The sequence below is a fragment of the Macrococcus hajekii genome, from assembly GCF_004359505.1.
Classification (GTDB): Bacteria; Bacillota; Bacilli; order Staphylococcales; family Staphylococcaceae; genus Macrococcus; species Macrococcus hajekii.
This window is the reverse complement of record NZ_SCWE01000002.1, coordinates 197,510-217,262: the sequence shown is the minus strand read 5'-3', so window position 1 is coordinate 217,262 and position 19,753 is coordinate 197,510. Positions and strand designations below refer to the sequence as shown.

At 42.4% G+C, this 19,753-nt stretch carries 22 protein-coding genes; 20 read left to right on the top strand and 2 right to left on the bottom strand.

What is annotated here, in order from left to right; translation table 11 throughout:
• The first annotated feature begins 46 nt into the window (after positions 1-46).
• The 3 genes from ERX37_RS06800 (at position 47) to ERX37_RS06790 (ending at position 2,389) form a co-directional block, all read left to right on the top strand.
• Positions 47-967, top strand: a complete 921-nt coding sequence (locus tag ERX37_RS06800) for an ABC transporter substrate-binding protein (protein ID WP_133429924.1) — start codon at positions 47-49, stop codon at positions 965-967.
• Between the two features lie 107 nt (positions 968-1,074).
• Positions 1,075-1,626: a biotin transporter BioY gene (locus ERX37_RS06795; RefSeq protein ID WP_133429923.1), complete on the top strand. Its 552-nt coding sequence runs from the start codon at positions 1,075-1,077 to the stop codon at positions 1,624-1,626.
• A gap of 22 nt (positions 1,627-1,648) precedes the next feature.
• Complete coding sequence (locus ERX37_RS06790) at positions 1,649-2,389, top strand: GNAT family N-acetyltransferase (protein WP_133429922.1); 741 nt, start codon at positions 1,649-1,651, stop codon at positions 2,387-2,389.
• Positions 2,390-2,406: 17 nt separating this feature from the next.
• On the opposite strand, the gene fdhD is transcribed toward ERX37_RS06790, so the two are convergent.
• Positions 2,407-3,192 (bottom strand): formate dehydrogenase accessory sulfurtransferase FdhD, encoded by a 786-nt coding sequence (fdhD, locus tag ERX37_RS06785; protein WP_133429921.1) that lies wholly within the window; start codon positions 3,190-3,192, stop codon positions 2,407-2,409.
• 170 nt (positions 3,193-3,362) lie between these two features.
• Between fdhD and ERX37_RS06780 the strand changes: the two genes are divergently transcribed.
• From ERX37_RS06780 to ERX37_RS06730, 11 genes are all read left to right on the top strand, one after another.
• Positions 3,363-7,037 carry a nitrate reductase subunit alpha gene (locus ERX37_RS06780; protein ID WP_133429920.1) on the top strand — a complete coding sequence of 1,225 codons (3,675 nt, stop codon included), beginning with the start codon at positions 3,363-3,365 and terminating at the stop codon, positions 7,035-7,037.
• Complete coding sequence (narH, locus tag ERX37_RS06775; protein ID WP_133429919.1) at positions 7,027-8,577, top strand: nitrate reductase subunit beta; 1,551 nt, start codon at positions 7,027-7,029, stop codon at positions 8,575-8,577. Before ERX37_RS06780 ends, narH begins: the two co-directional genes overlap by 11 nt.
• Positions 8,570-9,139 carry a nitrate reductase molybdenum cofactor assembly chaperone gene (narJ, locus tag ERX37_RS06770; RefSeq protein ID WP_133430118.1) on the top strand — a complete coding sequence of 190 codons (570 nt, stop codon included), beginning with the start codon at positions 8,570-8,572 and terminating at the stop codon, positions 9,137-9,139. The genes narH and narJ overlap by 8 nt, the downstream gene beginning before the upstream one ends.
• Positions 9,132-9,809 carry a respiratory nitrate reductase subunit gamma gene (gene narI / locus ERX37_RS06765; RefSeq protein ID WP_133429918.1) on the top strand — a complete coding sequence of 226 codons (678 nt, stop codon included), beginning with the start codon at positions 9,132-9,134 and terminating at the stop codon, positions 9,807-9,809. The genes narJ and narI overlap by 8 nt, the downstream gene beginning before the upstream one ends.
• A gap of 18 nt (positions 9,810-9,827) precedes the next feature.
• Entirely contained in the window at positions 9,828-10,292 is a 465-nt protein-coding gene (locus ERX37_RS06760) for a GAF domain-containing protein (protein WP_133429917.1), read from the top strand.
• Positions 10,276-11,298, top strand: a complete 1,023-nt coding sequence (locus ERX37_RS06755) for a sensor histidine kinase (protein WP_279523285.1) — start codon at positions 10,276-10,278, stop codon at positions 11,296-11,298. The genes ERX37_RS06760 and ERX37_RS06755 overlap by 17 nt, the downstream gene beginning before the upstream one ends.
• 2 nt (positions 11,299-11,300) lie before the next feature.
• Entirely contained in the window at positions 11,301-11,948 is a 648-nt protein-coding gene (nreC, locus tag ERX37_RS06750; protein WP_133429915.1) for a nitrate respiration regulation response regulator NreC, read from the top strand.
• Positions 11,949-11,961: 13 nt separating this feature from the next.
• On the top strand, positions 11,962-12,465 hold the full coding sequence (locus ERX37_RS06745; RefSeq protein WP_133429914.1) for a hemerythrin domain-containing protein: 504 nt from the start codon (positions 11,962-11,964) through the stop codon (positions 12,463-12,465).
• A 146-nt stretch (positions 12,466-12,611) separates the two neighbouring features.
• Positions 12,612-13,769: a nitrate/nitrite transporter gene (locus tag ERX37_RS06740; RefSeq protein ID WP_133429913.1), complete on the top strand. Its 1,158-nt coding sequence runs from the start codon at positions 12,612-12,614 to the stop codon at positions 13,767-13,769.
• Between the two features lie 2 nt (positions 13,770-13,771).
• Positions 13,772-14,767 carry a ThiF family adenylyltransferase gene (locus tag ERX37_RS06735; RefSeq protein WP_133429912.1) on the top strand — a complete coding sequence of 332 codons (996 nt, stop codon included), beginning with the start codon at positions 13,772-13,774 and terminating at the stop codon, positions 14,765-14,767.
• 9 nt (positions 14,768-14,776) lie between these two features.
• Positions 14,777-15,262, top strand: a complete 486-nt coding sequence (locus ERX37_RS06730) for a MogA/MoaB family molybdenum cofactor biosynthesis protein (protein WP_133429911.1) — start codon at positions 14,777-14,779, stop codon at positions 15,260-15,262.
• On the opposite strand, the gene moaC is transcribed toward ERX37_RS06730, so the two are convergent.
• On the bottom strand, positions 15,263-15,742 hold the full coding sequence (gene moaC, locus ERX37_RS06725) for a cyclic pyranopterin monophosphate synthase MoaC (RefSeq protein WP_133429910.1): 480 nt from the start codon (positions 15,740-15,742) through the stop codon (positions 15,263-15,265). It lies immediately after the preceding gene.
• Positions 15,743-15,801: 59 nt separating this feature from the next.
• On the opposite strand from moaC, the gene ERX37_RS06720 reads away from it, so the two are divergent.
• The 6 genes from ERX37_RS06720 to moaA are packed head-to-tail and all read left to right on the top strand — an operon-like array spanning position 15,802 to position 19,740.
• Positions 15,802-17,046 (top strand): molybdopterin molybdotransferase MoeA, encoded by a 1,245-nt coding sequence (locus ERX37_RS06720; RefSeq protein WP_133430117.1) that lies wholly within the window; start codon positions 15,802-15,804, stop codon positions 17,044-17,046.
• On the top strand, positions 17,040-17,480 hold the full coding sequence (gene mobB / locus ERX37_RS06715) for a molybdopterin-guanine dinucleotide biosynthesis protein B (RefSeq protein ID WP_133429909.1): 441 nt from the start codon (positions 17,040-17,042) through the stop codon (positions 17,478-17,480). Before ERX37_RS06720 ends, mobB begins: the two co-directional genes overlap by 7 nt.
• A gap of 14 nt (positions 17,481-17,494) precedes the next feature.
• Positions 17,495-17,941: a molybdenum cofactor biosynthesis protein MoaE gene (locus tag ERX37_RS06710; RefSeq protein ID WP_133429908.1), complete on the top strand. Its 447-nt coding sequence runs from the start codon at positions 17,495-17,497 to the stop codon at positions 17,939-17,941.
• Positions 17,941-18,174: a molybdopterin converting factor subunit 1 gene (gene moaD, locus ERX37_RS06705; RefSeq protein WP_133429907.1), complete on the top strand. Its 234-nt coding sequence runs from the start codon at positions 17,941-17,943 to the stop codon at positions 18,172-18,174. The genes ERX37_RS06710 and moaD overlap by 1 nt, the downstream gene beginning before the upstream one ends.
• Positions 18,171-18,749, top strand: a complete 579-nt coding sequence (gene mobA / locus ERX37_RS06700; protein ID WP_133429906.1) for a molybdenum cofactor guanylyltransferase MobA — start codon at positions 18,171-18,173, stop codon at positions 18,747-18,749. The genes moaD and mobA overlap by 4 nt, the downstream gene beginning before the upstream one ends.
• Positions 18,727-19,740, top strand: a complete 1,014-nt coding sequence (moaA, locus tag ERX37_RS06695) for a GTP 3',8-cyclase MoaA (protein WP_133429905.1) — start codon at positions 18,727-18,729, stop codon at positions 19,738-19,740. Before mobA ends, moaA begins: the two co-directional genes overlap by 23 nt.
• The last annotated feature ends 13 nt before the right edge of the window (positions 19,741-19,753 follow it).

Genomic DNA, 19,753 nt, shown 5'->3' with positions numbered 1-19,753 from the left:
AACTGTGTATTATAAATGAGAATGAATATCAATTAGGAGGAAGAGGATGAAAAAGTGGCTGTTCGCTTTACTAGTATGTATCATGACTTTAGCTGCATGTGGTAATACATCAGATGACAAGGGGAAAGAAGAAAAGTCTGATAGTATGGTTGATTATAAATTAGATAATGGAAAAATGATTAAAATACCTGCTGAACCGAAGCGCATTGTATTAATGGGAGCAAGCTATACAGGTAATTTACTGGATTTAGGTGTTAAGCCGGTCGGTGTTGATGAATATGCATTCCAATCTGAGATTTTAGCTCCGAAATTAAAAGGTGTGGAAAAATTAGGTGCGGGTGATGTTGAGAAAGTCGCAACATTAAAACCAGATTTAATTATTTCTTTTGATACAGACAAGAATAACAGTAAATATGAAAAAATCGCCCCTACTATTCCTGTATCTTATGCAAAACATGGGTATTTAGAAATTCATGAGGAACTAGGTAAAATTGTAGGAAAAGAAAAAGAGGCAAAAGCATTTGTTGATCAATGGAAGGAAAAAACAGCTAAAGACGGTAAGGAAATTAAATCACATTTAGGCGATGATTTAGCGTATACTATTTATCAGTTCTTCCAGAAAGATATTTATGCATACGGTGATAACTGGGGACGTGGCTCCGAGATTATCTATCAGGCCTTTGGTCTGAAGATGCAGGAAGACGTAGCTAAAGATATCAAACCAACAGGCTGGAAAAAGATTTCTGCCGAAGAAATCGCTAAATATGCAGGCGATGTTGTTCTGTATTCAAGTGATGCAGGTAAAGACTCAAATAGTATCGTTCAGTCAAATGTGTGGAAAAACATGGATGCATCAAAAAACAATCGTGTCATCCAGTACGATGCAGAGGACTTTTGGTTCAACGATCCTATTTCACTGGAACACCAGCGTAAAGTATTAAAAGAAGAATTACTGAAACTAAAATAACAAGGTGCGCTACGGTGCATCTTTTTTTGGGCAGTATTGTAAACTTTATATTTTAACAAGTTGACAATTGGGTTATAATCAGATTATTGTCGAAAGGGGAAATGAGAGTGAAAACGAAAGATTTAGTCATCGTTGCGATGTTTACTGCTTTAATTGCAGTATTAGGTTTATTGCCAGCCATTAATTTGGGTATCGGTGTGCCTTTTACATTTCAAAATTTAGGTTATATTTTAGCAGGTTGTCTTTTAGGGAGTAAGAGAGGCGGACTGAGCGTTCTGCTATTTGTATTGATGGTTGCAATGGGTCTCCCGCTTTTATCAGGGGGACATGGTGGTTTCGGCTTATTTTTCGGACCTACTGGCGGTTATATTCTTTCATTTCCGTTAGTTGCTTATTTAATAGGTCTGCTGACTGAAAGGAAATTTCAGTCGTTAAATGTCTGGCAGGTCTTTCTGATCAATGGCTTAATCGGCGCAATTCTCTGTAATTTAATCGGTGGTCTATTTATGGCATTCAACTTGCATTTACCTATTATTAAGGCGCTGAAGACAGTCATTGTCTTTGTACCCGGTGATTTAGTTAAGGCCCTCATCGCTGCATTTCTAGCAGTCAGACTAAGAGAAATTCCATCCATAAGACGTTTCTTTAATACGATATAATAGTCGTTAAGGGGGGATAGGTATGGCGACATTCAAAGAGACAAAGCAAGTTGCAGAATTGTATGAGGATAATAGCAGATATAAGCATTACCATACACCGTCACAACTGATTCGTTACTATTCTAACTTTTTCGAGTATAAAGAGATGCCTGACCTGATAACATTCAAGCAGGATGAGAGCAAGCAGCAGCAGTTTCATCAGGCGCGAAATCAGCAGCATCTGCTATTTATTTTTCCGGAGAACGAGACGCTGCCGCAGGAACTTATTAACTATGCGGAGAAACAGAATTATAAAATCGAGAAGATGGAACTATATGAGACGAAAGAGTTATCTGTAAAACGTCAAGCTGGAGAAGTGAAAGTCGTATGTGACGATCAGACATTCAGCGACTTCCTGCAGGTCTGTCGTGCCGGTGAGCTGCAATATGATGAAGATTTTGTGGATCTGAAAGAGGAGATGCATACAGCCGATTTAGGAGATGAGACGATTATTCAGCTGGTAGCCTACAATGGAGGCAGACCAGTCGGTAAGCTTGAAGCTATCCTGAATGATTCATTTATTGAGCTGGATGATTTTTATGTCCTGGAAGATGCCAGAGGTAAAGGGATTGGGAGTGCACTTCAGGCACAAGTACTTACATACGGGGAATCACTTATCTTGATTGCGGATGGAAATGATACACCACGAGAGATGTATGAAAAGCAAGGCTACAAAAAAGTCAGTGAACGTTATGAACTGCTGAAAGTGAAAGGCTCGAGCTGAAATAGCTCGAGCCTTTTTTATTTGATGCGTTCTGCATGACTATAAATATTAAATGATTCATTTCTGATAAACCCGACAGCTGTAATATTTAAGTCACTCGCCAGTTTAATGGCGAGGTCAGTCGGTGCTGATTTTGAAAGGATGATACCGACACCGATTTTAGAAGCTTTGATTAGAATTTCCGAGGAAATTCGTCCTGAAAAAATCAGTACTTTATCTCTGATTGGAATTCGTTGTTCAATACAGTAGCCAAAAAGTTTATCGAGTGCATTATGGCGACCAATATCTGAGCGGTGAATATAAAAGTCCTTACCGTCACTGATTGCGGCATTGTGCAGACCACCTGTTTGTTTGAAATCTGTACTTTCCGTCTGCAAAGCATTCATCATCTTAAAGATTTCAGCGGCCGTTACTGTTTTATCAGTCAGTGAGACCTTGGAGGTAGCAGCATCATTTACGAAATAAAACTGTCTGCTTTTACCGCAGCATGAACTGATCATTCGTTTTGTATATTGACCATAATGCTGTTCAATTTCGCGGTTCAGTATAATATGGCAGAACCCTTTACTATCATCTATATGGATATCCTTAATATCGGCTCGTCTGAAGATAACACCTTCTGAAGCGAGGAAACCGAGGACAAGTTCATGCAAATTTGTGGGACTGCAAACGATTGTTGCAAACTCCTGCTGATTGACATAGAGGGTGAGTGGAAACTCTGTCGCGATGTCATCAGTCTGTTCTATATAATGACCATCACTATATTTAATGATGGACTGGTTGTAAGTGATATCTTCTGGCATAAGAGTGTCTCCCTTCACTTCTTCTATTATAACCTATGTCCATAGCGCCGTATCAATTATTTTTCAGGGAATCCCCCTAATTCGATAGGCGTTTCCCCGATAGGTTTAGTTTGTGAAATGTTTCATAATATAGCTTAAGAGGACTAAACTGTCTATAAGGAGTTGTAAATATGGCAATAGGAACAGGGTTACGTTTCTTTAAACCAACTGAAAGATTCAATGGAAACTGGTCAGTACTAGAAGAGAAAAGTCGTGAATGGGAAAAGGTTTATCGTCAGCGCTGGAGTCATGATAAAGTAGTCAGAACAACGCATGGTGTCAACTGTACAGGTTCATGTTCATGGAAAGTATTCGTTAAAAACGGTATTATCACATGGGAAAATCAGCAGATTGATTACCCGTCATGTGGTCCGGATATGCCAGAATTTGAACCTCGTGGATGTCCACGTGGTGCTTCATTCTCATGGTATGAATATAGCCCGTTACGCATCAAGTTCCCGTATGTACGAGGTGTATTATGGCGTTTATGGCAGGATGCACTGGAAGAATATGGTGACCCTGTCCGCGCGTGGCAATCAATTGTAGAAGATGAAGAAAAAGCACGCAGCTATAAACAGGCTCGTGGTATGGGTGGGCATGTCCGTGTTAACTGGCGCCAGGTCACTCAGTTAATCGCTGCCCAGCTTATTTATACGATTAAGAAATTCGGTCCTGACCGTATTGCAGGTTTTACACCGATTCCTGCGATGAGTATGATCTCTTACGCATCAGGCGCTCGTTTTATTTCATTACTTGGCGGGGAAATGCTGTCGTTCTATGACTGGTATGCCGATCTACCTCCTGCGTCACCGCAAATCTGGGGTGAACAGACAGATGTACCGGAATCCAGTGACTGGTATAACTCAGGTTACATTATTATGTGGGGTTCGAACGTCCCTCTGACTCGAACACCAGATGCTCACTTTATGACTGAAGTCCGTTATAAAGGAACAAAAGTAGTGTCAGTTGCACCAGACTATGCTGAGAACGTGAAATTTGCAGATAACTGGTTGGCACCTCATCCGGGTACGGATGCGGCGGTTGCACAGGCAATGACTCATGTCATTCTGGATGAGTTTTATGAGCAACGCCAGGAACCGATGTTTATCAACTATGCAAAACAATATACAGATATGCCGTTCCTCATTCGTCTGGATCAGCATGAAGATACATTAAAAGCAGGGCGATTCCTTCGCTCAAGTGATTTCGGTGACACATCAGAACATAGCGAATGGAAACCTGTCGTTTATGATTCACTATCAAGTAAGATTGTTGTGCCGAACGGAACGATGGGACAACGCTGGGAAAAAGATGTGAAATGGAACTTAAAACTGGAGACACCGGATGGTACGAAGATTGACCCAGCACTGTCAATTAAAGATGAGCAGGCTGAAGTCATTGAAATGGCATTCCCCTTCTTCGACAATGCAGGCAATGGTACTTTTAAACGTCCGATTGCAGCTAAAAAAGCAACGCTGCAGAATGGTGAAACAGTTTACTATACAACTATTTATGATCTGATGATTGCGCAGTACGGTATTAACCGATATAACACTGCGTTAGAAGCAAAAGGATACGATGATCCAGAAAGTATTTATACACCTGCATGGCAGGAGCATGTTGCGGGCGTTAAAGCTTCAATCATCGTGCAGATTGCGCGTGAGTTTGCACAGAATGCAATCGATACAGGCGGACGTTCCATGATCATTATGGGGGCAGGTATCAATCACTGGTTCAACTCAGATACGATTTATCGTTCAGTTCTGAACTTAGTGACGTTATGTGCGACCCAAGGTGTGAACGGTGGTGGCTGGGCGCATTACGTTGGACAGGAAAAATGTCGTCCGATTGAAGGCTGGTCAACCATTGCCTTTGCTAAAGACTGGCAGGGACCTCCACGTCTTCAGAATGCGACAAGCTGGTATTATTTCGCAACAGATCAGTGGAAGTATGAAGAAACAGGTGTCGATATGCTGACATCTCCACTTGCAGAAAATGTAAAGCATCAGCATCCAGCTGATTATAACGTTACAGCAGCTCGTCTAGGCTGGCTCCCTTCATATCCACAGTTCGATAAGAACAGTTTATTGTTTGGTGAGGAAGCGCGTGATGCAGGTGAATTCACTAACGAAGCGATATTAAAACGTGCAGTAGATAGCGTCGCTTCACGTGAAACAAAATTCGCAGTTGAAGATCCTGACAATAAGAAAAACCATCCTAAGACCTTATTTGTATGGCGCTCTAATTTAATTTCAAGTTCTGCTAAAGGTCAGGAATATTTCATGAAGCATTTACTGGGCACAAAGCACGGTCTTCTTGCTGAGCCGAATGAGACAGAAAGACCAGAAGAAATTGTATGGCGTGAAGATACTGAAGGTAAACTGGACTTACTTGTTGCACTGGATTTCCGTATGACTGCTACACCGCTCTATGCGGATGTTGTACTACCGGCTGCTACGTGGTATGAAAAACATGATATCTCATCTACTGATATGCACCCATTCGTTCACCCGTTTAATCCAGCGGTAGATCCACTATGGGAATCACGTAGTGACTGGGATATTTATAAATCAATCGCGAAGACCTTCTCTGAGATGGCTGAACGCCACTTGCCAGGTACCTTCAAGGATGTCGTGACGTCACCTCTTGCACATGACTCTATTCAAGAAATTGCAACACCGATGGGTAAAGTGCGTGACTGGACAAAAGGTGAGGTAGAAGCAGTGCCAGGCAAAACAATGCCGGGATTTGCTGTTGTCGACCGAACTTATACAGATGTATACAATAAGTATATTTCAGTAGGTCCACTTCTTGAGAGTGGAAAAGTAGGGGCGCATGGTGTGGCATTCAGCGTTAAAGAACAGTATAACGAACTGAAATCAATGGTCGGTACTTACTATGATGATACGGTGAAAAATGGTCTGCCGAAAATTGATACAGCACGCCGTGTAGCTGATGTGATCTTAAATGTCTCTTCTGCAACGAATGGTAAAGTTTCTCAGAAATCATATGAGAACTTAGAAGAGCAGACAGGTATGAAGTTAAAAGATATCTCTGCAGAACGTGCAGCAGAGAAGATTACTTTTAGTAATATTACTGCACAACCGCGAGAAGTGATTCCGACAGCCGTCTTCCCAGGTTCCAACAAAGATGGTCAGCGTTACTCACCATTCACAACAAATATAGAACGTCTCGTACCGTTCAGAACATTAACAGGTCGTCAAAGTTATTACATTGATCATGAAGTGTTCCAGCAGTTCGGCGAGGCATTACCGGTCTATAAACCGACATTACCGCCAATGGTCTTCGGTACAAAAGATAAACAGATCAAAGGTGGCGTCGACAGCTTAGTCCTTCGATACTTAACACCTCACGGTAAGTGGAATATCCATTCAACTTATCAGGATAACCTGCATATGCTGACATTGTTCCGCGGAGGTCCAACTGTCTGGATGAATAATGATGACGCAGCCGAAAATGATATTAATGACAACGACTGGCTTGAAGTATACAACCGTAACGGACTCGTAACAGCACGTGCTGTCGTCTCTCACCGTATGCCGCGCGGTACGATGTTCATGTATCATGCCCAGGATAAACATATCGAAACACCAGGCTCAGAAATTACAGATACACGTGGTGGATCACACAATGCACCGACACGTATTCACTTGAAACCGACTCAGTTAGTGGGCGGTTATGCACAAATCAGCTACGGATTTAATTACTATGGACCGATCGGTAACCAGCGTGACGTATACGTAGCAGTACGGAAGATGAAGGAGGTCGACTGGCTTGAAGATTAAAGCGCAAGTTGCAATGGTTCTGAATTTAGACAAATGTATCGGCTGTCATACATGTAGTGTGACCTGTAAAAGTACCTGGACGAACCGTCCGGGTGCCGAATACATGTGGTTCAATAACGTAGAAACGAAACCAGGTATCGGTTATCCGAAACGCTGGGAAGATCAGGAACAATATAAAGGGGGCTGGCGCCTCGGTCGTAACGGCAGACTTGAACTGAAGTCAGGTTCAAAATTATCTAAGATCGCTTTAGGTAAAATCTTCTATAATCCAGATATGCCGGAAATGAAGGATTATTATGAGCCGTGGACTTATAACTATCGTCATTTAACCACTGCTAAAGAATCAAAGCACTCTCCAGTCGCAAAAGCGGAATCCATCATTACAGGTAAAAAGATGAATCTGGAATGGGGTCCGAACTGGGAGGATGATTTAGCGGGTGCTCATATTACAGGACCGACTGATCCGAATATCGAAAAAATCGAAGAAGAAATCAAATTCAACTTCGAACAGTCATTTATGATGTACTTACCTCGTCTGTGTGAACACTGTCTGAACCCTGCCTGCGTCGCAAGCTGTCCATCAGGTGCAATGTACAAACGTGATGAAGATGGTATCGTGTTAGTTGACCAGGATGCATGTCGTGGCTGGAGATACTGTATGACCGGTTGTCCTTACAAAAAAGTTTACTTCAACTGGAAAACAAACAAAGCTGAAAAATGTACCTTCTGTTTCCCGCGTGTAGAAGCAGGATTACCGACTGTCTGTTCAGAGACATGTACAGGTCGTATGCGTTATCTGGGCGTCATGTTATATGATGCAGATAGAGTACTTGAAGCGGCATCAGTGACTGATGAACAGGATTTATATCAATCTCAGCTTGATCTCTTCTTAGATCCAAATGATCCAGAAGTGATCGCTCAGGCTGAACGTGATGGTATTGCACAGGACTGGATTGAAGCAGCACAGAATTCACCCGTCTATAAACTGGCAATCGAATATAAACTTGCATTCCCATTACATCCTGAATACCGTACATTGCCAATGGTGTGGTACTGCCCACCGCTCAGCCCGATTATGAACTACTTCGAAGGTAAAGACTCTATCAGAAATCCGGATATGATTTTCCCTGCAATTGAAGAAATGCGTCTGCCAATCCAGTACTTAGCAAATATGCTGACAGCGGGCGATACAAAAACTGTTAAAGAAGCACTTCAACGTATGGCGATGATGCGCAGCTATATGCGTGCAGCATCAAGCGGTAAGGAGTTTGATATGACGAAGCTGGGCCGTGTCGGTATGTCAGCTGAACAGATCAAGATGATGTATCGTCTGCTTGCTATTGCGAAGCATGAAGACCGTTTTGTAATTCCGACTTCTCATAAAGAAGGATACGTTAACACATATAGCGCTCAAGGTGGCGAGGGTTATACAAGTGATAACTTTGGAGCTGATTGTGACGGTTGTGGACCAGTCGCTGTCGGCAAATCCGGAAAAGAAGTCTATGAAGATAACTTCTACGGAGGCATCTGGCGTGATTGATTTAAATAAACTCTACCAATATAAGAAGTCATTTGGATTTTTCAGCCACCAGTTGATTTACCCTGAGAAGTTAAATTTTCACCCTCGTGAATTTGAGGGTGTCTTTTCACCGGAGCATCCTGCATATGAAGCCGTGAACCAGTACTGGAAGGACATGCATGAAATCAGTCTGTCAGAGATTCAGGAAGTTTATACGCACACGTTCGACTTCGAACAGAAGACGACCTTATATATGACATTCGTCAAATTCCAGGATAAAAAGGAGCGTGGGCAGATGCTGGCACGTCTGAAAGTACTGTATGAGATGTTCGGTCTTGAAATGCCATCGTCTGAACTGTCAGATTTTCTGCCGCTCATGTGTGAATTTATTTATGCTGCTGACTGGCGTGATGATGATCGTGCTGAGGAGAGTATGAATCTAGTACTGATGGTCATTGAAGATGGTACTTATAATCTGCTTCAATCGCTTGAAGCTATTAGCAGTCCGTATTATAACCTTGTGCTCGCGATACGTGAAACATGTAAAGCGTGCTTGAAAGAGGGAGTGGAAACGCATGCTTGATCAATTTATATGGGTCATTTTTCCGTACGCTTGTATTGCTATTTTTATCATCGGTCATCTTTTTCGTTTTAAGTATGACCAGTTCTCATGGACAGCTAAGTCCAGTGAATTTATCGAGAAAAAAAGTTTAATGTGGGGCAGTTTACTGTTTCACTTAGGTATTATTCCCGTTATACTGGGACATGTCGTCGGTCTCGGTATACCGGCAAACTGGCTGCGTGCAATAGGTGTCAGTGATCACCTGTACCATATCGGTGCTGTTTACGTCGGCAGTATTTTTGGGATTGTCACATTGATTGGGATGTTATTACTCACTGCACGTCGTATCACAAACGAAAATGTTAGGAAACTCAGTTCGTTATCTGATATATTAGTCAATATCTTATTACTATTTATTGTATTTATTGGATGTTATTCTACGATTGTAACGAATGCATCATTACCACACTTCGACTATCGTCAGACTATCTCAGTCTGGTTCCGTGGACTCCTGGCCCTTCGACCAGAAGCAAGCTATATGATAGATGTTCCGTGGGCTTTCAAATTGCATGTACTGACAGGTTTTCTGATTTTTGCATTATGGCCATTTACACGTCTCGTGCATGTCTGGAGTGTGCCGGTTAATTATGTAGGACGTAGTCATATACTTTATCGTAAACATAAAGTATAGAAAGAGAGGAGGCAGAGGATGCCATTTGATTATCAGCAGCATTTGTATGAACTGAGACAATCATTGCGAGTAGATTTTGCTGGTATCGCGATGCCTTCCGATCTGGCTGTACAAGATGATATTCGCTGGCTGCATGTGTCTGGAGCAGATAATGAACGTTACCAGCGCATCCACCTGCAGCGCGGAAAAGGGATTGCCGGATCCGTTATGAAATCAGGGCGAGCATGGTTAGAGCATCACATTGATGCACACACATTCCCGGATGACCGATTTAATTACCCGATTATCCGTTCTGAAAAGTTGACGAGCTTTATTGCTGTCCCTCTTTGGAAGTATAATAGAGTAGCAGGGGTATTATTATTAGGGAATCGTGAAAACAGACCGCTTGCTGACAATATACAGCAGTTAGTTGATCTGAACTTAGCAGCAGGTTTTGGTCCTTTTTATGGAGAGGATGTGTTCAACTGTGGTCAACCTGGATAAATGGATGCTGCAATACTTCGAAGAATCATCTGATATGATTATCTTTCTGGATAAACATAATCATATTCTTTATATGAACCATGCAGCTCAAAAAGTTTTGACGACTGGAGAAAACGTCAGTCAGATTACTGATGCACTGTGTACTTACTGTCAGGGATTCACTAATGAGAGTGAGAAGATGACATGCATCAACTGTTTTACTCACAACCAGAAACTTCAGAATGAAACGTTTCAAGTATTCATGAAGGATAAGGAGGGCAATACAGTTCCGTATTCAGCGTCATATGTTGAGATGGCAGGTGAGGAGAAAATCAAAGTGCTCAGTATGCAGGATGTCTCACCTCAGCTTCGCACTCAGGCGATTCATCATCAGAAGACGCTGACGCAGAAGATTATCAGTACACAGGAGAGCGAACGGAAACGTATATCACGTGAACTTCACGACAGCGTAGTGCAGGAACTGCTTAACGTTGTCGTGGATTTCCGTCTGCTCAAATATAAAACTGACGAGGAACTGTCGAAGCATACACAGCTGATGGAAGGGACGATGACGCGACTCATTGATGATATTCGTAATCTATCTCTTGAGTTACGCCCCTCATCACTGGACGACTTCGGTCTTGAAGCAGCATTCCGCTCTCATTTCCGTCAGCTTGAAAAAAATTACGGACTGGAAGTGGAGATGCTTTCAAATTTAGAAGGACGTCGCTTTGATAGTGAAATAGAAACGGTTGTCTACCGTGTGACACAGGAGGCAATTCTGAATGCCATGAAATACGCGGAAACTGATGAAGTCTACATTAACATTGCTTATGACAAGGATGAACTGACAGTAGAAATCGCGGACCAGGGCAAAGGTTTTGATATCAGCTCTCCGCCGAAAGGAACAGGTCTCGGTCTATTCGGTATGCAGGAGCGGGCAGAGATTGTAGGGGGAACAGTGAACATTAATAGCGAAGCGGGAAGAGGGACGCAAGTGACGCTGACCATTCCGATAGGAGGGTGAGTATGAAAGTTATAATTGCAGATGATCACGCAGTAGTTCGTTCAGGTTTTTCGATGATACTGAACTATCAGCCTGATATGGAAGTAGTGGCAACTGCTGCAGATGGTATCGAAGCATATCAGAAAGTAGCGAAGCATAGACCTGACGTTCTGATTCTGGATTTAAGTATGCCGCCCGGTGAGTCAGGATTAATTGCAACAGGAAAGATTAAAGAGGATTTCCCCGAAACGCGCATTCTGATTTTGACGATGTATGATGATGAGGAATACCTTTTCCACGTGCTGCGCAACGGTGCGAATGGCTATATCCTGAAAAATGCACCTGACGAGGAGCTGCTGCAAGCAGTGCGAACCGTTTATTCAGGTGATACTTATATTGATCCTAAGATGGCGACGTCGCTTGTCAATGAACTCATTACACATGGTAATGCAAGCGCGACTAATGATCCTTTTAAGATTTTATCCAAAAGAGAGCTGGAAATACTGCCACTTATTGCGAAAGGCTATGGCAATAAGGAGATTTCTGAGATGCTTTTTATCTCTGTTAAGACTGTTGAAGCACATAAAGCAAGAATTATGGATAAACTGGAGCTCAAATCAAGACCGGAACTTGTTGAATATGCCATGAAGAAAAAATTACTGGATTTCTAAAGAAGGTATAATAATGTTTAATACTAAGATGAAAGCATTACGTATTCTTGAAAATGAACATCTCCTCATCAGACACTTGATGCAGGAATGGTTTACAGAACTTTATGCAGCGAGTCAAATGGATGCAGAGATGCCGTTAAGACTGCAGATGAAGAAAATTAAAGACTTAATGGTAGATTTTATGCCTGTTCTTGATAAGCATCAGCAGAAAGAAGAGAAGTTTTTCTTTCCGATACTTGGTGCTTATGTGGGTACAAACCAAGGACCTGTTGTGACGATTGAAGCAGAGCATGATGAAATGAATCAGTATTTCACTCATTTTATGACACATCCTTCAGTGGATATGTCAGTAGAACAGATGAAATTGATATTAAAGGACTTGAATGAAGGTTACGAAATTCTGATGGTACATATGTACAAAGAAGAAAGTGTGCTCTTTCCGATGGCGGAAAAAGTCTTCAAAATCAAGGATGAAGATATATTACTGGAAGCGGTGAATACTAAAATATATGGTTGAAAAGTCTCGTCTTAAGCACGAGACTTTTTTGCGTATAGGGAAATTATCGACTGTGTAGGGGCACTTCCCTAATATGACAATGGCCATTGAAACCTTAAAATAAGATTGTATAGTAAATCACAAACTTATGAAAAAAGGTGAAGCAAATGAACAGATCTACAGGTAAAGTTCAACTGCCATTACAGACGTTCAGTTTAATGGCAGGATTCATGGCATGGACTATTATTGCACCATTACTGCCATTCATGTCACAGGATTTCTTAATTCCAGAAAGTCAGAAAGCACTGATTTTAGCGATTCCCGTTATTTTAGGTTCTATTCTCCGCATTCCGCTGGGTTATTTCGCAAATTTAATCGGTGCACGTAAAGTCTTCTTATTCAGTTTTATTTTTCTTTTATTTCCTGTCTTCTTCTTAAGTGAAGCATCTTCAACGACAGCACTGATGATTGCCGGTTTATTCCTCGGTATTGGGGGCGCTATTTTCTCAGTCGGTGTTACAAGTGTGCCGAAGTATTATCCAAAAGAAAAACATGGTTTTGCGAATGGTGTTTATGGTATGGGTAACTTAGGGACAGCTATATCAGCTTTTGCGGCACCTGCTATTGCAGCGAACATCGGCTGGAGCAATACGATTAAATCGTATTTAATCGTGATGGCAGTCTTTGCCTTACTCAACTTCATATTCGGTGATAAAGATGAACCGAAAGTAAAACAACCTCTTATGCAGCAGATTAAAGGTGTTTTACCTGATTACAAATTATACTTACTCAGTTTCTGGTATTTCATCACATTTGGTTCTTTCGTCGCATTTGGATTATTCTTACCAAACTTCCTCGTCAATAACTATGGACTCGATAAAGTCGATGCAGGTATTCGTACAGGTACATTCATCGCTTTAGCTACATTTTTACGTCCGGTAGGGGGGATTTTAGGAGATAAATTACGTGCGATGGATGCGCTGAAAGTGGTCTTTATCGGTCTGATTATCGGTGCAGCAATGTTATCCATCAATCATCAGATTTTCTTCTTTACAGCAGGCTGTCTTATTGTGGCGGCATGTGCGGGTCTAGGTAATGGCCTGATTTTCAAACTTGTACCTTCTTACTACACAACTGAAGTAGGAACAGTGAACGGGATTGTATCAATGATGGGTGGTCTAGGCGGCTTCTTCCCACCGCTTGTTATTGCGGCAGTAACGGCAGCAATGGGTACGAACAAGCTTGCTTTCTTCTTCCTAGCATTGTTTGGTATAATAGCATTAATCACAATGATGTGGATGGATAAAAAAGAACAGAGGGCTTAATCATGAATCGTTATGACAGACAACAGAAATTTAAAGGTATTGGTCTAAAGGGCCAGCAGCAAATCAGTGAAAAGACGGTAGGGATCATTGGTATCGGTGCATTAGGTACCCATACAGCGGATACGCTCGTCCGAGCTGGTATTAAGAAGCTGATTTTAGTTGACCGGGATTATGTTGAAGCTTCTAATTTACAGCGACAGACGCTGTTCACTGAACGGCATGCTGCTGAACTGACACCTAAAGTCATAGCGGCACAGGAAGAACTCCATAAAATCAGAACAGATATTGAAATAGAGGTTCATATTGAACATTGTGATGCGCCGCTTCTTGAAGCGGCGTTTTCATCATGTCATCTGATTATTGATGGCTCCGATAACTTTGATGTCAGACAGACTGTGAATGATTTCTGTTACAAATATAAAATACCTTGGATATACGGGGCATGTGTCGAATCAACTTATGCTGCATGTCCGTTTATACCGGATGTCACCCCTTGCTTCAATTGTGTCATGGGCATGCTGCCCGTTATGAACAGGACATGTGATACAGTGGGTGTCATAGAACCCGCTGTCAGTCAGGCGACAAGTTACCAAGCGACGTATGCCTTAAAGATTCTCACTGAACAGCCATTCGAACCGAAACTGGTTTACGGAGATATATGGTCGCTGGAACATAGCGCCATAAAATTCAGTCGTATGGGTGAGGTCAGCTGCGCCACATGCGGAGATGAACCCACTTATCCCCACCTGCAGAATAGAACGATACGGACCATGCTCTGTGGCCGGGACACGGTGCAGTTTGAGTCACCAGTGACAGATATGAGGCAGCTGATTGATTTTCTGACCTGTTTAAAGATTGAGTTTCAGCAGACACCCTATTTTGTCCGATTTTATGTCGATCGTAAGCCGGTTATCTGGTTCCGTGGAGGCAGACTGCTTGTCCATGAAGTAAAGAGTGTGGCAGAAGGACAGAAGATTTATTATCAAATATTTGGATAGGTGATATAAATGCATACAAATGATTATAAGGCTATTAAAGCAGCTGTCATTACAGTCAGCGATACACGTACTGAAGAAACAGATAAAGGGGGAAGAACGGTTATCTCTCATCTTGAAGAAAGTAAGATTGAGATTGCGCATTATAGTATTGTTAAAGATGACTACGAAGCAATACAAGCAGTCGTGCAACCTCTTCTTAAACAAGTGGATGTGATTATCACAACAGGTGGCACTGGTGTGGCACAGCGTGATGTGACGATTGAAGCGGTGCGTCCCCTTGTCGATAAGGAGATGGAAGGATTCGGGGAGATCTTCCGTTATTTAAGCTATACAGAAGATGTGGGAACGAGAGCCATTTTATCCCGTGCCTTTTGCGGGACGTATGCTAAAACCGTTATCTTCTCGATTCCTGGCTCAGTGGGGGCAGTTAATCTGGCAATGAAAAAGCTCATTACACAAGAGGTTTTTCACATTGTGCATGAGCTTAATAAATAATCAGCGACTGAAGTCACCATTCTTGCCGCCTGATTTAGATTTTAGATAAGTGGGACCAATGATCATGCCCTTGTCGACTGCTTTCGTCATGTCATAAATAGTTAAAGCGGTAACAGAAGCGCCGGTGAGTGCCTCCATCTCGACCCCGGTCATCCCTTTTGTTTTAACAGTGCAGCTGATTTCAAGAATATATTTGTTTTCTGTATTCTGCCAGTTGAAGTGGATATCAATGCCGCTGAGCTGAAGCGGGTGACACATCGGGATAATGCGGGATGTATCCTTTGCTGCCATAATACCTGCTACTTGAGCGACAGCAAGCACATCACCTTTTTGGGCAGTGTGATGGATGATCTGGTCATAGATGATCGCATTGACTTCAATGGAACTGATGGCAGTCGCAACACGTGTCGTGACTTCTTTGTCTGACACGTCGACCATACGGGCACGGCCTTCTTCATTGAAATGGGTTAATTGATTCATTCGTTTCATCCTTTCGTTTATAATGATTATAACTTATTGCTAGAGAAAGTGGGATGACTATGCTGGAAAAAAGAACGGTGATTGATGTGCAGGAAGCAATCAATCGCTGTATCATATATGCAACAGAAATGCCGACTACAGAAGTGGAACTTGAAAAAAGCCTGGGTTATTATCTGGCTGAAGATATTATTGCCAGTTATGATATTCCGATGTTTGATAAATCACCATATGACGGCTATGCAGTGCGAAGTGCTGCAACAGCTGGCGCAAGTGGTGATAACCGCGTTGCGTTTAAGAGTATCGATCATATTGGAGCGGGTTCAGTCAGTGATAAGACCTTATCACATAACGAAGCAGTGCGTATTATGACAGGTGCGCCCATCCCATCAGGTGCAGATGCAGTCGTGATGCTGGAACAGACCGTGGCAACGGAGGAGGGCTTTACACTACGCAAGTCCTTTACCTCTGGTGAGAATATATCAAAGCAAGGTGAGGAATGTAAAAAAGGCGATGTCATCCTTACATCAGGCACCCTCATTACACCGGGTGTGATAGCTGTTCTGGCTACATTTTCCTACCAGCAGGTCGCTGTTAGAAAAAGACCCTCTGTCGCTTTGATTGCAACGGGCAGTGAACTTGCTGAAGCAGATGCAGAACTTACGCCCGGTAAGATTCGCAACTCAAATGGCCCGATGATTGCAGGCTTACTTAATGAAATGCATATTCAAACAGAGAGTTACCGCGTGACAGAAGATCATTTTGAACATTTGCTGAGTATTGTGCAGCAAGCGCTCAGCAAGCATGATATTGTGATTACAACAGGCGGTGTTTCAGTCGGTGACTTTGATTTTATGCCAGCTATCTATAAGGCGATTGAAGCAGATGTGCTATTCAATAAAGTGGCGATGCGTCCAGGCAGTGTAACGACAGTAGCTGTCAAAGATGAGCAGATGCTGTTTGGATTATCAGGTAATCCAAGTGCCTGTTATTCCGGCTTTGAACTGTTCACAAAACCTGTCATCAAGAAGATGCTTGGTGCTAAGCATGTTCATGCACCGGTTATGGAGGCTGAGCTCAGTGAGGATTTCACGAAGGCGAATCCATTCACTCGCTTTATTCGGGCCGAGCTCGATATTGTGAACCGGACAGTCAGACCAGCTGGTTTCAATAAAAGTAATGCTGTAGTTGCTATCGCAAAAAGCAACAGTATGATTATCCTGCCAGGTGGCACAAGAGGATTCCAGAACGGCGATACCGTAAAAGTAATGTTAACCCGCCTGACTGATCAAGGACAGTCATGGTAAAAATACTGCAGGTCGTCGGCTATAAGAAAAGCGGCAAAACAACTGTCGTCAACCGTCTGATTGAAGCGGCAAAAGCACAAGGAATGACAGTCAGTGTGATTAAACATCACGGTGATAAGAGTGGCCAGGAAATTGATATCCCTTTGAAGAGAGATCATGTTACTTATATGGCAAGTGGTGCTGATGAAAGTATTGTGGAAGGTTACGACTATGTCCATAAACTTATGAGGCACAAAACGCTTGAACAAATTATCGCTGAAGACATATCCGCTGCGCCGGATTTAATACTGATTGAAGGCTATAAGCATGCAGCGTATGATAAACTGGTGTTGCTGAGATCAACAGAAGATTGTGAATTACGAGAACTTGTAAATATTAAAGGCGTCATCGAAACGGCTGAGATTTCAATGACTGATTTTAGTCAATTTTTATAATAAGGATGAAGACAATGAAGCAATTTGAAGTAGTAGACCATGAGTTGATTCCAGATGAATATCGTCTGTTTACAGTCAATCCTAAGCAAGGTGCTGTCTGTCTTTTTGTCGGCATCGTCCGGGAGTGGACGAAAGGGATTCGCACTGAATATCTGGAATATGAGGCCTACGTTCCGATGGCAGAGAAGAAGCTTGCTGAAATCGGGGATGAAATTAATGAAAAATGGCCAGGTACAGTCGCCAGCATCGGACATCGTATCGGCGCACTCGATATTTCAGACATTGCCGTTGTCATTGCCGTCTCTTCACCTCATCGAAAAGACAGCTATGCAGCGAATGAATATGCGATTGAGCGAATTAAAGAAGTAGTCCCTATCTGGAAGAAAGAAATCTGGGAAGACGGAGAGGAATGGATGGGAGGCCAGCGCGGCTACCATTCTTCTTATAAGGAGGAGTCATAATGAAAGTACTTTATTTCGCACATACGAAAGAGATTGTAGACCGCAGAGAAGATCAGTTTACGTTTAGTGAACCGATTACAGTTACCGCATTCCGTCAGCACTTATGTACAACTTATCCTGACCTCCAAGGAGAGAAATTCCAGGTGGCGGTGAACGAAGAATTTGTACGTGATACAGATATGATCATGCCGGAAGATGTGGTTGCACTGATTCCTCCAGTGAGCGGCGGATGATTGGTGTCATACTTGCCGGAGGAGAATCAAGGCGCTTTGGCAGTCAGAAGGCGCTCCATCTGTTAGAAGGCAAGCCGTTTTATCAGCATATTTATGAAACGATGGAGGCATGTCAGCGATTTGATACGATAGTCATCAATACAAATCAACAGCTGGCAGATGCTTTTAAATATCCTGTCATTGTTGATAATATAGCGTACCAGGGCATGGGCCCTTTAGCAGGGCTATATACAGTGATGAACGAAGTACCAGCTGAGGCATATTTTATCGTATCAGTGGATACACCCTTCATCAATGTAGAAGCAATCCATCATTTAATCCATCATTTCCATGGTAATACGACAGTCTATCGTGATAACACTCAGATTCATGCGACAATCGGAATATACCCCGCAGCAATTAAAGAGAAAATCGAACAGCAGCTGAAGCATCATCAACTGAGATTGCGACAGCTGTATGATGAGCATACACAATATGTGAATGTCAACGAAGTCAAAGGTGAGTGGTATGCTAATATCAATTGCCCGGAAGACTTGAAAGGAGTGTGCGAGCATGACAGAACAGATAACCGATAAGCTCGGACGTCCCATCAGAGATTTAAGAATATCAGTGACGGACCGTTGTAATTTCCGTTGTACTTATTGTATGCCGAAAGAAATATTTGGGGATGATTATGTCTTTATGCCTAAAGATGAGTTACTCTCCTTTGAAGAATTGGTACGCATAGCGACACAGTATGCAGCTCTAGGTGTTAAAAAGATCAGATTGACGGGTGGAGAACCTTTACTGAGACGAGATTTACCTGACTTGATTCGAGAACTGAATCACATACCAGGCATAGAAGATATCGGACTTACGACGAATGGTCTGCTGCTTAAAAAACATGGACAGGCTCTATACGATGCTGGTTTACGCCGTCTTAACATCAGTCTGGATGCGCTGGATGAGACGTTTGAAGCCGTTAACGGGCGTGGCATTAAAGCTGAAACGATTCTCGACCAGATTGATTATGCTAAATCAATTGGTTTTGATATTAAAGTGAATATGGTCATTCAAAAAGGAATGAATGAGCATCAGATGGTGCCGATGGTTACTTACTTCAGAGATAAGCACATTACACTGCGCTTTATTGAGTTTATGGACGTCGGTAACGATAATGGCTGGAATTTCGACAAAGTGATTACTAAGCAGCAGATGATTGACTCATTATCTGAACAGTTTGATATTAAGCCTGTAGCGCCTAAATATTTTGGAGAAGTAGCTAAGTATTATGAACATGATAATGGAGCTAAAATTGGTTTTATCACTAGTGTTTCTGAATCATTCTGTTCGAGCTGTACACGCGTGCGTCTAAGTTCAGATGGTAAAATATTCGGTTGTCTCTTTGCAACAGGCGGTTTTGATCTGAAACGGTTTATTCGTAATGGTGTGACTGATGCTGAACTACAGCATAAGCTGATACAGCTCTGGTCAAGACGTGAGGATCGCTATTCAGATGAGCGCACGGAAGAAAGCGTCAAAAACAGACAGAAAAAGAAGATTAATATGAATTATATAGGAGGCTGAGGCCTCTTTTTTT